Raw genomic sequence first — 13,147 nt, 5'->3', positions numbered from 1 at the left:
GGGTTAAAGTTTGTCTGATTTAGGGTCACCATATTTGATTACCTATGGTGAGTTTGATAGAGTTTTTCCAGTGCAGGGATTGCTTATGTATCAAATTAGTTTGTTGAGGTTGGCACAGCGCGAGTTGTTTAAATTACCTGTAGGCATTCAGGCGGCTCTGATTAAAGCTATGGATGAGTTAGAGGCTTATGGTCATGAGTTGCGGGAGCCAGAGGTGCGGGATATTGGGCGCGGGCTAAAGGAATTGCGGGTTAGTGCTAGAGAGGGGGGCGGGCGTGGTTTTTTCTTTTACCACCTGGGTTGGCAGGTTTACATCATTCATATCTTACAAAAGAAGACGCAAAAGACCCCAAGGCGAACACTGATGTTGGCTTATCAGCGGATGAAGGAAATCAAACGGAGATTGCAACCATGAAAAAACAAGATGACTTTGACATTATTTCTTTTGCTGAGGTTAAAACAGATGCTTTAAATCATCCTCAGGTCAAAGAAGCTTACACAGACTTGCAGATTCGCGACGCCATGATGACTGAGCTGAAAGCTGCCCGTCAGCAATGTAATTTAACACAAGAGGAAGTGGCGCAACGAGCAGGGCTGAAAAAACAAAATATCAGCCGTATGGAGAAAGGTATCATTTCTCCCAACCTCACCACGTTGAGCCGTTACGCAGCAGCATTAGGTGGGACTTTTGTTTTCAAATTCAACCAAAAGCCCCATTGTGTCAGTAAGAAATAGGGGATATCCCTCACTCTGTGTATCACTGAATAAAGAGGTCATTTTGCTGCATTTTTAGCGAGCGTTTTTAACCGTTCTCTAATCGCCGTTACCGCTAGGGCGCGGTTATCCGCAAGATAGCGGTCTTTGGCGGCCGGTGCAGAACTTTGAATCGCAATTAAAGACCACGCGTCGCCATTTTTTAGTAATAGTGGGGAACCACTGTCACCTGGCAAGGTATCGCATTGGTGTGAAAGTACGCCCTGTTGTGCCCACCCGGTAACCAGACAGTCTTCATGGCTGTATAAAGTTTCAAGATGATCAAGGGGATAACCCGCTTGAGTTATTTTACGATTAACCAATTTAAGCGCTTGTGTCAGCTCACTTGAGGTTCCATCCCAAAGCGGTAACGGCTTAATCGGGATAGGCTTTGTGTTAGTTAACCGAATAAGTGCAAAATCATAAGCGGCGGCGGCGGGTGGAACTATCCAACCATCGCCATCAGGTTTAAGTTTTTTACCTAATTTGGCATCAACCAGCGTTTCCAGTCGGGTAATCTGGTACTTCCAATGACCATCATGAGAAATAAAACGTAAGGCAACAGCGCGATCAATTTTCCCCGGTGGGGTAAGAACGCAATGGCCTGCGGTGAGCGCCAGACGAGGGGAGATTAACGTTGCTGTGCAAAGGTTGCCACTGGTTGTTTCAACTTGCCCAATGGCTTGCCACGGCCACTCCGTACTATTTGTTATCGCTGTACGGTCATCTTTCCCGAAGAACAACGTGGTTTGATCCGCAATGCTGCTTTCATCATCCGGCTTGTCAGTGGGGGGAAGGGCTAAAGCCATAGAGATGGAAAGTGGCAACAGACTCAATAGTAATAATGAAGATAAACGCATAAATAATTAGCCTTGCCTTTATTTACTGACCAAAGGTTATCCATTAACACACCTGAGACCTGCTGATTAGACGACCAATCACGGCTCTACTAGCGCTAACTATAGACATAATAAGTTATGTCATATGTTGTCAGTAATTGATTTTTCGATAATTTTAGAGCGCTATCGGCCGTTGGTACTATAAATAAAAGAATAATGTGATCAGACCGCAAATAACTAATATGGCTAAAGTGATTTCAAATAAATAATGGCGCAGCATTATCAGCACTCCTAATAAAAAACACCCGGTAAACCGGGTGTCGAGTGAATCGCTGTTGCAGGTCAATCGTGAGAGCCTGTTGTAGCTTTCACAAGTTAAATGCTGCCGCTATTTGGTCACTGGCACTGCGGTTGGAGCTGACTTACTGTGTGTCGCTTTTTTATGGTGTTTTTTGGCTGCCTGTGCTTTTTGCACCGGGGCTGCTTTATCCATTTTTTTCATCGAATCAGATTTTTTAGCTTTCTTGTGGTGCATGGTTTTAGCCGGTGCACTATGAGCTACAGGTGCTGTAACAACGGGTGCTGCCGGTGGTGCAACGGTGTCGGCGGCTATTGCTATAGATGATACACCCAAGGTTGCAGCAACAATCAGAGCTAATACTGTTTTCATAATTTATTCCTCAGTGTTCTGTTTGTATATCGGCCCCGTTGGGTCGTTATAAAGAGAGTAGAGGAAATATATACTGGCTTCCGTGAGTCATTGGTTTCGGCTTGTAACCGATTGTACAACGGCAATAAACCAGATAAATAACCGACTAAATCACTTATTTTAGTTACAACATACATATAGCCTTTTAATAAACTTATCGTCTTATGTAACATCAACGTCGCTTGATAGTGGGGATGTAATTTGAGTTATGCAGGGAGAAGGCGCCCAACCCTAATGAGAGGTTAGGCGCAGACTAACACGCAATAAATTACAAATAGCGCCGCTCTAAATGTTGGCGGAAATAGCGAGGGTTAAGTGTTTCACCGGTAGCCTTGGTAATTAATTCTGCGGTTGAGTAACGACTGCCATGCTGCCAGATATTCTGTTGTAACCAGGTGAATAGGGCGCTGAGATCGCCACTAGCGATACTTTTATCCAGCCCCGGCATAGCATCACGGGCAGTTTGGAACAGTTGCGCTGCATACATTGCACCCAATGTATACGTTGGGAAATAGCCAAAAGCACCATCGGTCCAATGGATATCTTGCATACATCCGTTACGGTAATTACCCTCAGTATTAATACCGAGGTATTGCTGCATTTTCTCATTCCACAGCATAGGGATATCATCTACTTCGATTTCACCACTGATCAACGCTTTTTCGATTTCATACCGCAATATAACATGGGCAGGATAGCTCACTTCATCGGCATCAACTCGAATAAAACCCGTTTTAACCCGTTGATTGAGAGCTATGAAGTTCTGTTGCGCAAAAGCGGGTTGATCCCCAAATTGGTTTGCTACCAGTGGGCGGATCACTTGTAAGAATTCATTACTGCGTGCTAATTGCATCTCAAACAGTAAGCTTTGGGACTCATGGATGGCGGTTGACCGTGCATGGGAAATGGGTTGCCCTAACCATTCACGTGGTAGATTTTGCTCATAACGGGCATGGCCTGTTTCATGCACAATACCCATTAATGAACTGAGAAATTCTTGTTCGTTATAACGAGTTGTAATGCGTACGTCTTGAGGAACACCACCGCAGAACGGATGTACACTGACATCGACCCGCCCGCCGTCAAAGTCAAAACCGAGTACTTTCATCACTTGTAACCCAAGCTGACGCTGTTTTTCCACGTCAAAAGTGCCCTGTGGTATCAGGCAGTTTTCATTGGCTTGTTTAGCCGTCACTTTTTGTAATAGGTCAGGTAGCCATTGCTTAAGATCACCAAATATACGGTCTAAATCGGCACTGTTAGTCCCTGGTTCATAGAGATTAAGTAATGCGTCATAACCCGAGATACCAGCCGCCTGAGAACGTATCGAGGCTTCTTCACGGCTGAGTTTTACCACTTCCCGCAAGTTCTTTGCAAAACCATGCCAATCATTAGCGATACGCTGTTGCCGCCATGCATGCTCACATCGCGCCCCTGCCAGTGATTTAGCTTCTACCAGTGCTTCTGGCAGCAGGACTGCATTGTCATAATGGCGACGCATTTCGCATAAATTTGCCTGCTCAATATCATCAAGTGTTTCTTGCTCAGCTTGTTTTAACCATTCACCAACCTGGTTGGCCGTTAATATCTGGTGTTGTAAGACATTCAGCTCCGCCATCGCTTCTGAGCGGGCAAGGTTACCTTTCACTGGCATCATAGTCTGCATATCCCATCCGGCAATAGCCGACAGGTGTTCGAAACGTGCAAGCCGGGTAAAGGTTGTACGCAGGTGGTGGTAAGCGGTGGTCATAAAACACTCCAAAGTAAAAGTTAGTGCTTAATCTTGAGCAACGGATAGTGAGTAAAGGCTTTTTACCGGCCAACAGAAACGGAAACTGGCACCGCCTAATGAACTGGCATCGACGGAGATACTGCCTTGATAAGCCAGTGCGATGGAGTGAACAATCGCCAAGCCCAAGCCACAGCCTCCCGTTGCCCGGTCGCGGCTGGGATCGAGGCGAACAAAAGGCTCAAAAACGCGTGCGCGCTCTTCCAAAGGGATACCAGGCCCATCATCTTCAACTTGCAAGCAGGCGTTGTCACCATCAAACCATAATCCGATACGCAGTCGTTGAGTGGAATAGCGTAGCGCGTTATTAACCAGATTATCTAATACGCGCTCCATCAGACGCAGGTCAACAGCACCAAAGTCACCGCGATGGGGGATATCGAGTTCGATTTCCCGATCACTATGGATTAAGCGCATATCCACGACTTTTGCTGTTAACCAGGCGGGTAGGTCGATGGGTTCCAGATTAAGGGAAACCTGCGGGCGGTCCAATCGAGCGTAGGTCAGTAACTCATCAATCAGTGCTTCTAACTGGCCAATATCATGATTTAAAGCCAATTGTTCACTTTCTGTCAGGTTGTCACTCATCGCTAAACGATAGCGTAAACGCACGAGCGGTGTGCGGAGTTCATGAGCAATACCATCAATGAGTAATTTCTTGCTAACAATCAGAGTATTGATATTGTCAGCCATTTGATTAAACGCTACGCCTAAGCGGTTTAAACTGGACGTAGGATCAAAATGGGTTCGCTCGTCAAGATAGCCAGCCCCCAGTCGCTGAGCCGCATTCTCCAGTTTCAGTAGGTCTTTCCAGTGCGGGCGCATCCACAAGAATACTGGCAGCGCTAAGGACATACCAATCAGGATTAATAAGGCCAAGTCGAGCAGGCGCATTTGATGCAAATAAAATAAATAGGGGACTGGGCCGACAGCAAGAACGTAGTGACTGCGTGGGATACGTTGCAGGAAAGTATATTCATCATCTAACGCAATAATTTCACCGGCGCGCAGGCGTTTATTCAAACGCTCGCCGAGATCCCGTTTATCGAGAGGTTCTATATGCAACTGAAAGGAAAGATTTAAGTCCAGTGTAGCAATGGTTTTATTCCAATCCTTCAGGGGAATTTCCCGCAATTCACTGCGCATCAACGAAAGTGAACTTTTCATCAGGTCATCTAATGACTGCCTGCCAGCACGCTCTGCGGTGACTTTGTAAACCAAGCCAACCAGCATCGCCATCACCATAAAACAGACGAACAGTAATAAGAAAAACTGAATAAATAGCTTCCTCATTGTTGCACGGACTCCCAGGCATTGGGGGCGAATAAATAGCCTTTATTGCGCACGGTTTTTATGCGAAATGGCTCGAAAGCATTGTCATAGAGTTTGCGCCGCAAACGCGAGATGGCAACGTCTATACTGCGGTCCATGCCGTCGTAGCTGACGCCGCGTAAATTTTTCAGTAGCGCTTCACGGTCCATTATTATTCCTGCATGGGTAGCTAACTCCCATAACAAATCAAAATCAGACGTGGATAATGTTATCTCTTCATCATTAAGATTAACTTGGCGGTTTACCGGATCGATACAGAGTAAGCCGAAATGAATCGCATTATGACCGGTAAATGGCGGACTAATGATCTCTTTGCTTTGTTGCTGATTATGCTGGCGAAGATGTAGCCGTAGGCGTGCTAGCAGTACTGCGGGTGGTGTGGTTTTGAGAATATAGTCATTTGCGCCCATTTCAAGCGACAGAATATGGTTCATATCACTGTCAAGCGAGGTCAGTAGTACAATCGGCCCCTCATAAACCGGCCGCAAATCACGACACAGCGTCATGCCATCTTTTCCTGGCAACATGATATCAAGCAATACCAAGTCCGGTTGTTGTTGTTCAATCACCGCCTGGGCCGTATCGCCACGGGGTTCTACAAACACATCAATGTCATGCTTACCCAGATAGGCAGCAATCAATTTTCCGACTTCCGGGTCGTCTTCCACAAAAACAATTTTGGTCATGTTTTTCAGTTTATAAAGGTGCCAGAATTCAGCATAGCGCGCAGTTGACAGCAATACTATGCATGTTATTTATTCCGCTTATCATTAATGCTGATGAGTGATTGCTAGACAACAGGTAAATCATTTCATTATATTAATAAAAGTGATTATATCGTCATCTCTATTTTGTTGCGCCTATCGTTTATATATCAATACTTACGATTAATGAATAGCTGTATCGATCAGCTGAGGACTGAGGGATGAGTGGCGAACACATTGGTGCGCCAGCGCACAGTGAAAAGGTTTGTTTCAATTACACGGAATTTTTAGCCGCATCATGCAAAAAACGGTGGAGTTTTATCGATGCGATTTATGGTGTTATGCCGATATTTGGCATGGTAGTAAAATCGCAGACTGAATCGGAAAAAACACCGCAAGAGCGGCTTAAAGCATTGGCCTTACAGGTATTATCTACCCAGCTTAATGACCAAACCAATATTGTTCGCTTGATTCGGCTAGCCGAACAACAGGGCATTACGGTGTTGGATATCCAGTTGCCTTACCCTTTGGATACTGATCAACTCGGTGAGATTAAACAAAAATTGCCGGAATCGATAAAATTAAACCAGCAGGGGGAGTGTTTATCGGTGGATTTGGCGGGAGCAGCTAATCATTAGTTAACAGACGATACTCAAACGGGCAAACTGAGGTAACGCGGTCAGCCCATTTGAGATCTTATTTTTCGCCGCTTTTATTCGGGCTTAATGCATCGCGAGCCAGGTTGCTGGAATAGTTGCAATCAACACCAGGCAGATAGCCGCTCGCTCCACGGTATTGAGTAATTTCAGCCCTTCATGCCCTTTGCGCGCATAAATAAATACCAATAATCCTGGGGCATATAACAGAACGGACAACAGCAGGTACACTAATCCGGCAGCATAAATTAACCACAAACCATACAAGCACGCGCCACTGGCAGCAACAATCAAACGCCAGTCATGACGCTTTAAGGCGACTTTAAATAAGAAGGCTCCCACGAGGAAATAGGGTACCAGAATCATTTCTGACGCAATTGTTAGTAAGGTATTGTAGTTGCTACCCGTCAGCCAAATCAGAATCAGAGCCACCTGTACTGCGCAGTTGGTTAACCACAAAGATTGTGCCGGTGCATTGTTTTTATTCTGATGGCGGAACATTTTGGGAAAAGCCCCGTGCTTAGCTGCAACCATCGGCACTTCAGCAGCCATAATGGTCCAGCTAAGATAAGCGCCACACACAGAAATAATGAGCCCAGTGGCAATGATGACTTCCCCCCAAGGGCCAATCATCTCGACCATAATTCCAGCCATCGACGGATTACGCATGCCTGCTAACTCAGCCCGCGGCACTACGCCAAGAGACAATAGGGTAATGAGCAAATAAACGCACAGGGCAGAAAGTACGGCTAACATGGTTGCCCGACCCACATCTTTTTTATTGCGTGCGCGGGCCGAAACAACGACTGCGCCTTCCACACCAATAAAGACCCAGAGCGTTATTAGCATGGTGTCCTTAACCTGCTGCCAGACCGGGGTATGCAGCGCGACACCACTAAAATCAAAACTGAAAGTATCAAGGCTGAATGCAAGTCCCGCCAACACAATAAAACCACCGATAGGCAGCAGTTTTGCCAAGGTGGCGGCCAGGTTAATACTGGCGGCGGTTTGGACACCGCGCAGAACCAGTGCATGCACCAACCATAGCAGGAAGGAGGCTCCCAGCAATGCCTGCCAAGTATTCCCTTCACCGAAGATAATGTGACCCGATTTATCAGTAAAGAAGCTTAATGCAGCAAAAACAATTACTAAGTAAGAGACATTAGCAATAACGGCGCATAGCCAGTAACCCCAGGCTGAGAAAAAACCGATAAGATCACCAAAGCCTTCTTTGGCATAGGTGAATATTCCGCCATCGAGATCAGGGCGCAAACGCGTCAGTAACAGCATGGCAAACGCCAGGAAGATGATCCCCACGCCGGTAATACTCCAGCCGATAAGCAGTGCCGCAGGGCTGGCAACTTCTGCCATATTTTGCGGTAAGCTGAAGACACCCGCTCCCAGCATTGAGCTAAGGACCAGCGCGGTTAACGCAGTCAGGCCGAGTTTTTTTTCCAATTATGGATCCTGGTTTTGAAAGTATTAATGAATGGTTACTGACTTGTAAGCAGCATTATATGAGGAAAGATTATCGATAATTGACAGATAATAGCCCCAAATTTTTTGGGAGATTTTACGGAGTGGAACGCGATCATGCAATGATTGGTTATGCGATTTGGGCAAAAAATTATTCAGTCCGTACCAATAAGAAGCAGGACAACAGCAGACACATAAAAAAGGCAGCACGGAGCTGCCCTTACAGTAACGATTTAAGCAAACTTATTTGAACAAGTCAGCGCTAACACTCAGGTTACCACCACTTTGGTTCTGCCACTGGCGAGTCACATGGTAATACTTCGCACCTTTTGCCGCAGCACGTTTAGCCACTTCATGAGATACGTCAGTCATGCTGTTGTAGTGACCGCTAAAGGTAATAGAATCAAACGGCACCATCTGTGCGGCTGTCGTGTTATTCAGCTCCTGAATTTGAGTACCATCATTCAGGGTGACAGTGTAACGTTTACCGGTTGATGATTGCGTTTCGAAGAAACGGCCCACATCAGCACTTGGCGTACCTGAAGAGGCAACACCTGGGATTTCAACGTTGGCAGCAGCTGCGCCACCGGCAGCCAGTGCCGCACGACCAGCATCAGAATCGGCAGGAATAACATCCGGGCTCTGGACAACACGTTTTGCCGCATCTGCTTTATAAACATATGCCGTAACAAACTGGTTGCCGCCTTGGTTTGCATCAACCTGACGTACGATAAAGAAGGAGTAAGCCCCTTTCTCTTTTGCCGCTTTTGAAATGGCATCGTTGATATCAGGCTGGCTGCGGAAGAAGCCACTAACAGAAACGGTATCATAAGGCTGAAGCGCGTAGGCTTCTGCTTTTGGCAATTCTTTCACATCATTAAAGACGCGATACTGGGTTTCTTTGCTCACTTCCGCTGCATCGTTATGATAAACATCGGCCGTTACACGCCAGTTGCCGCCATTATTGTTGCTGTTGATATCCTGAATATAGAAGGAGTCTGCACCCAATTTGTCAGCACGGCGGGATACCGCATCCGCTGCTTCATTTATTGCATTAAATCGGCCAGTAATAGTAATGCGATCAAATGGCTTAATGGCTGCTGCTTGCTCAGGCGCGAGTTCTTTTGCCGCTTGTGCAGCAGAAAGCGCGGTGAGTGATAGCAATGCCGATGCGATGATCGTGTATTTCAGCTTCATAAAAAATCCTTTCGCCTTGCGCATTAACGTTGATACGTGCGGAACAATTGATGTGTAACAGAATAGCAGATGATTATTACATGTAATAATGGCGGGTGTCTCAGCAATTTATATGACTTAGTATATCAATTCTGAAGATTAGCCCGCCGGTACTTTACAGCAATAATAGGGATAAGCTTTACGAATAATTGCTTTAACGTCATAAGTGCTGATTATTTACATTTTGCTAACCTGATGCCGCGCCATTACTGGGCTGCCTCATTATTGTCCGGCTTGTTATTTTGGTGCAAAGTTGCAGGACAAGCCGCTAGTAAATATTATTTTTGTAGTGAATTATAGAGAGTTCTTTCCGCCTGCCAGTTTTAGTGCAAAAACTGCACCAGAAGCACACACAGATATGGATCATCAGTCACATTTTCAGTAGGTTATAGGGAGCTGTAGCAAAGCAGGTTTATCAGTAACCAAATAGAACTGAAGCATACCCAAATTAGTGGGTGTTGCCGGTAGGCTGCAAGCAAACGAATCCGACGTCAGTGGTTCGGGTGAGTGTAAGTCGCTAACGTCCCAGCAACGCCGAGTAAGATGGATATGGCAATACTCATCATCAAAGACAGGTAAAAAGGGAACATTATGCGTATTGGTGTACCAAAAGAGCGGTTGGCCAATGAAGCCCGTGTTGCAGCAACGCCGAAAACGGTGGAACAACTGCTGAAATTAGGCTTCACCGTGGCGATTGAAAGTGGAGCTGGTCACTTAGCCAGCTTCGACGATGCGGCGTACCAGGAAGCGGGTGCCACCATTACGGATACCACCGATGTGTGGCAATCCGACCTTATCCTCAAAGTGAATGCGCCCCTTGAGGAAGAAATTAGCCTGATGCGTGCTGGGAGTACGTTAGCCAGTTTTATCTGGCCAGCTCAAAACCCGGAATTACTGCAAAAGTTAGCGGAGCGTCAGGTAACCGTATTGGCCATGGATTCAGTGCCGCGCATATCTCGCGCGCAATCGATGGATGCGCTCAGTTCAATGGCCAATATAGCCGGCTATCGTGCCATTGTTGAAGCTGCCCATGAATTTGGTCGCTTCTTCACTGGGCAAATTACGGCCGCGGGTAAAGTTCCACCGGCGAAAGTGGTAATTATCGGGGCTGGGGTTGCAGGTTTGGCAGCCATCGGGGCGGCAGGGAGTATGGGTGCTATCGTGCGTGCATTCGACACCCGCCCAGAAGTAAAAGAACAAGTTCAGAGTATGGGTGCTGAATTCCTTGAGCTGGACTTTGAGGAAGAAGCGGGCAGTGGTGATGGTTACGCCAAAGTGATGTCTGACGCTTTTATCAAAGCCGAGATGGCACTGTTTGCCGCTCAAGCTGCTGAAGTGGACATCATTGTTACCACTGCACTGATTCCGGGTAAACCTGCTCCTCGGTTGATCACCAAAGAGATGGTGGCATCCATGAAGTCGGGCAGTGTGATTGTTGACCTGGCCGCGCAAACCGGTGGTAACTGTGAACTGACCGTCGCCGATAAAGTGACAGTGACAGACAATGGCGTAAAAATTATCGGCTATACCGATCTACCTAGCCGTTTACCCACACAGTCATCGCAACTTTACGGAACCAACTTGGTTAACTTGCTGAAATTACTCTGTAAAGAGAAAAATGGTGAGATAGATATTGATTTCGAAGATACCGTGATTCGCGGTGTAACCGTGGTCAAAACCGGTGAAATAACGTGGCCAGCGCCGCCTATTCAGGTATCAGCACAGCCTCAGGCGGCTAAAGCTGAACCTATTGTGAAAGAAGACGCCAAGCCTAGCTCGCCATGGCCGAAATACATCATTATGGCACTGGTCGTTGTGTTGTTTGGCTGGTTAGCAAATGTTGCTCCGAAAGAGTTTTTATCTCACTTTACGGTCTTTGCACTGGCGTGCGTAGTGGGTTATTACGTGGTGTGGAACGTCAGCCATGCACTACATACACCTTTAATGTCAGTCACTAACGCCATTTCAGGCATTATTGTCGTCGGTGCATTATTGCAGATTGGCCATGGCGGTTGGGTAAGCTTCTTATCCTTTATTGCCGTACTGATTGCCAGTATCAACATTTTTGGTGGCTTTACGGTCACCCAGCGCATGCTGAAAATGTTCCGTAAAAACTGAGTGGTATAAAACTCGGTGGGTATAAAAATAATGTCACACAAAAATATAGGGGTAACTGATGTCTAGTGGTCTCGTTACAGCTGCGTACATAGTTGCTGCGATTTTATTTATTTTCAGTTTGGCTGGGCTGTCGCGCCACGAAACATCCAAACAAGGTAACACTTTCGGTGTGACCGGTATGGCCATCGCGCTTATCGCCACCATCCTTGGGCCGGATTCAGGTAATGTTGCCTGGATCATCATTGCCATGGTGATTGGTGGCGCAATTGGTATCTATCTGGCGAAGAAAGTCGAAATGACTGAAATGCCAGAACTGGTTGCCATTTTGCACAGTTTCGTCGGTCTGGCAGCCGTTCTGGTTGGCTTTAACAGCTATCTGGATCACGGCCCGGTGGTGATGGACGCGGTGATGGTTAATATCCATCTGACTGAAGTCTTCTTAGGTATTTTTATCGGGGCAGTAACATTCACCGGTTCTATTGTTGCCTTTGGTAAGTTACGCGGGATTATCTCATCCAAACCACTGATGTTGCCACAACGCCATAAGTTGAATCTGGTGGCACTGGTTGTGTCATTCCTGCTGATGATTCTGTTCGTCAAAACCGACAGCGTTAGCTTACAAGTGGTCGCGTTGTTATTGATGACGGTGATTGCTTTGGGCTTTGGCTGGCACTTGGTGGCATCTATCGGTGGTGCTGACATGCCGGTTGTGGTCTCAATGCTGAACTCCTACTCCGGTTGGGCTGCGGCTGCGGCAGGTTTCATGTTGAGCAATGACCTGTTGATTGTAACGGGTGCCTTGGTCGGTTCTTCCGGTGCTATTCTGTCTTACATCATGTGTAAAGCGATGAATCGCTCATTTATCAGTGTGATCGCCGGTGGCTTTGGTACTGATGGTTCTTCAACCGGTAATGCTGAAGAAATGGGTGAATACCGTGAAACCACGGCTGAAGAAGTGGCTGACCTGCTGAAAAATGCTAGCTCAGTTATCATCACTCCGGGTTATGGCATGGCAGTGGCACAGGCACAATACCCCGTCGCTGAGATTACTGCAAAACTACAAGCGCGGGGCATCAAAGTCCGCTTTGGTATTCACCCGGTAGCTGGGCGTTTGCCAGGTCATATGAACGTGTTATTGGCTGAAGCCAAGGTCCCTTATGACGTAGTGCTGGAAATGGATGAAATCAATGATGATTTCCCAAGTACTGATGTCGTGTTGGTGATTGGTGCCAACGATACGGTTAACCCAGCAGCACTTGAAGACCCGCGTAGTCCGATTGCCGGCATGCCGGTGTTGGAAGTATGGAAAGCGCAAAGTGTTATTGCCTTTAAACGTTCAATGAATACCGGTTATGCTGGCGTGCAAAACCCATTGTTCTTTAAAGAAAATACCCAAATGTTGTTTGGCGATGCTAAAGACAGCGTAGAAGCAATTTTACGCGCATTGTAATTCGTTATTACGAATCGCAGATCAAGGGCCACCTATTCGGTGGCCCTTCTTTTTGATTTAATCAATGGGTGATGTCAGACAAGGG

Annotated in this window: 12 protein-coding genes; 5 read left to right on the top strand and 7 right to left on the bottom strand. The window is 46.6% G+C overall.

Going from position 1 to position 13,147, the window contains the following annotated elements; all coding sequences use genetic code 11:
* Positions 1-85 precede the first annotated feature (85 nt).
* Together Q2T72_RS11625 and Q2T72_RS11620 are read left to right on the top strand one after the other, a co-directional pair.
* Positions 86-415, top strand: coding sequence for a type II toxin-antitoxin system RelE/ParE family toxin (locus tag Q2T72_RS11625; protein ID WP_193784656.1), 330 nt, complete (start codon positions 86-88; stop codon positions 413-415).
* Positions 412-735, top strand: a complete 324-nt coding sequence (locus Q2T72_RS11620) for a helix-turn-helix domain-containing protein (RefSeq protein ID WP_083158791.1) — start codon at positions 412-414, stop codon at positions 733-735. Before Q2T72_RS11625 ends, Q2T72_RS11620 begins: the two co-directional genes overlap by 4 nt.
* A gap of 38 nt (positions 736-773) precedes the next feature.
* Here Q2T72_RS11620 and Q2T72_RS11615 read toward each other — a convergent pair whose 3' ends face one another.
* The 5 genes from Q2T72_RS11615 to rstA form a co-directional block, all read right to left on the bottom strand.
* On the bottom strand, positions 774-1,613 hold the full coding sequence (locus Q2T72_RS11615; protein WP_372569209.1) for a serine protease: 840 nt from the start codon (positions 1,611-1,613) through the stop codon (positions 774-776).
* A gap of 367 nt (positions 1,614-1,980) precedes the next feature.
* The gene (gene asr, locus Q2T72_RS11610) at positions 1,981-2,262 is read right to left on the bottom strand and encodes an acid resistance repetitive basic protein Asr (protein ID WP_083158793.1); all 282 of its coding nucleotides are present in this window, start codon (positions 2,260-2,262) and stop codon (positions 1,981-1,983) included.
* A gap of 307 nt (positions 2,263-2,569) precedes the next feature.
* The gene (locus Q2T72_RS11605) at positions 2,570-4,051 is read right to left on the bottom strand and encodes a carboxypeptidase M32 (protein WP_193784657.1); all 1,482 of its coding nucleotides are present in this window, start codon (positions 4,049-4,051) and stop codon (positions 2,570-2,572) included.
* Between the two features lie 27 nt (positions 4,052-4,078).
* Complete coding sequence (gene rstB / locus Q2T72_RS11600) at positions 4,079-5,383, bottom strand: two-component system sensor histidine kinase RstB (RefSeq protein WP_083158795.1); 1,305 nt, start codon at positions 5,381-5,383, stop codon at positions 4,079-4,081.
* Entirely contained in the window at positions 5,380-6,108 is a 729-nt protein-coding gene (rstA, locus tag Q2T72_RS11595; protein ID WP_083163624.1) for a two-component system response regulator RstA, read from the bottom strand. Before rstA ends, rstB begins: the two co-directional genes overlap by 4 nt.
* Before the next feature lie 239 nt (positions 6,109-6,347).
* Here rstA and Q2T72_RS11590 point away from each other — a divergent pair, with 239 nt between their 5' ends.
* Entirely contained in the window at positions 6,348-6,764 is a 417-nt protein-coding gene (locus Q2T72_RS11590) for a hypothetical protein (protein WP_083158796.1), read from the top strand.
* 84 nt (positions 6,765-6,848) lie between these two features.
* Here Q2T72_RS11590 and Q2T72_RS11585 read toward each other — a convergent pair whose 3' ends face one another.
* Both Q2T72_RS11585 and ydgH read right to left on the bottom strand, forming a co-directional pair.
* A complete protein-coding gene (locus tag Q2T72_RS11585; protein ID WP_083158797.1) occupies positions 6,849-8,240 on the bottom strand; it encodes an amino acid permease in 1,392 nt (463 codons plus the stop codon).
* Positions 8,241-8,501: 261 nt separating this feature from the next.
* On the bottom strand, positions 8,502-9,455 hold the full coding sequence (gene ydgH, locus Q2T72_RS11580; RefSeq protein WP_083158798.1) for a DUF1471 family protein YdgH: 954 nt from the start codon (positions 9,453-9,455) through the stop codon (positions 8,502-8,504).
* 630 nt (positions 9,456-10,085) lie between these two features.
* Between ydgH and pntA the strand changes: the two genes are divergently transcribed.
* Both pntA and pntB read left to right on the top strand, forming a co-directional pair.
* On the top strand, positions 10,086-11,612 hold the full coding sequence (gene pntA / locus Q2T72_RS11575; protein WP_083158800.1) for a Re/Si-specific NAD(P)(+) transhydrogenase subunit alpha: 1,527 nt from the start codon (positions 10,086-10,088) through the stop codon (positions 11,610-11,612).
* Between the two features lie 58 nt (positions 11,613-11,670).
* Complete coding sequence (pntB, locus tag Q2T72_RS11570; RefSeq protein WP_083158801.1) at positions 11,671-13,062, top strand: Re/Si-specific NAD(P)(+) transhydrogenase subunit beta; 1,392 nt, start codon at positions 11,671-11,673, stop codon at positions 13,060-13,062.
* Positions 13,063-13,147: the final 85 nt, after the last annotated feature.

It is taken from the genome of Yersinia sp. 2466 StPb PI (assembly GCF_041538325.1).
Classification (GTDB): domain Bacteria; phylum Pseudomonadota; class Gammaproteobacteria; order Enterobacterales; family Enterobacteriaceae; genus Yersinia; species Yersinia enterocolitica_E.
Note: the sequence above shows the minus strand (reverse complement) of the source record. Positions and strands in the feature narration are given on the sequence as shown.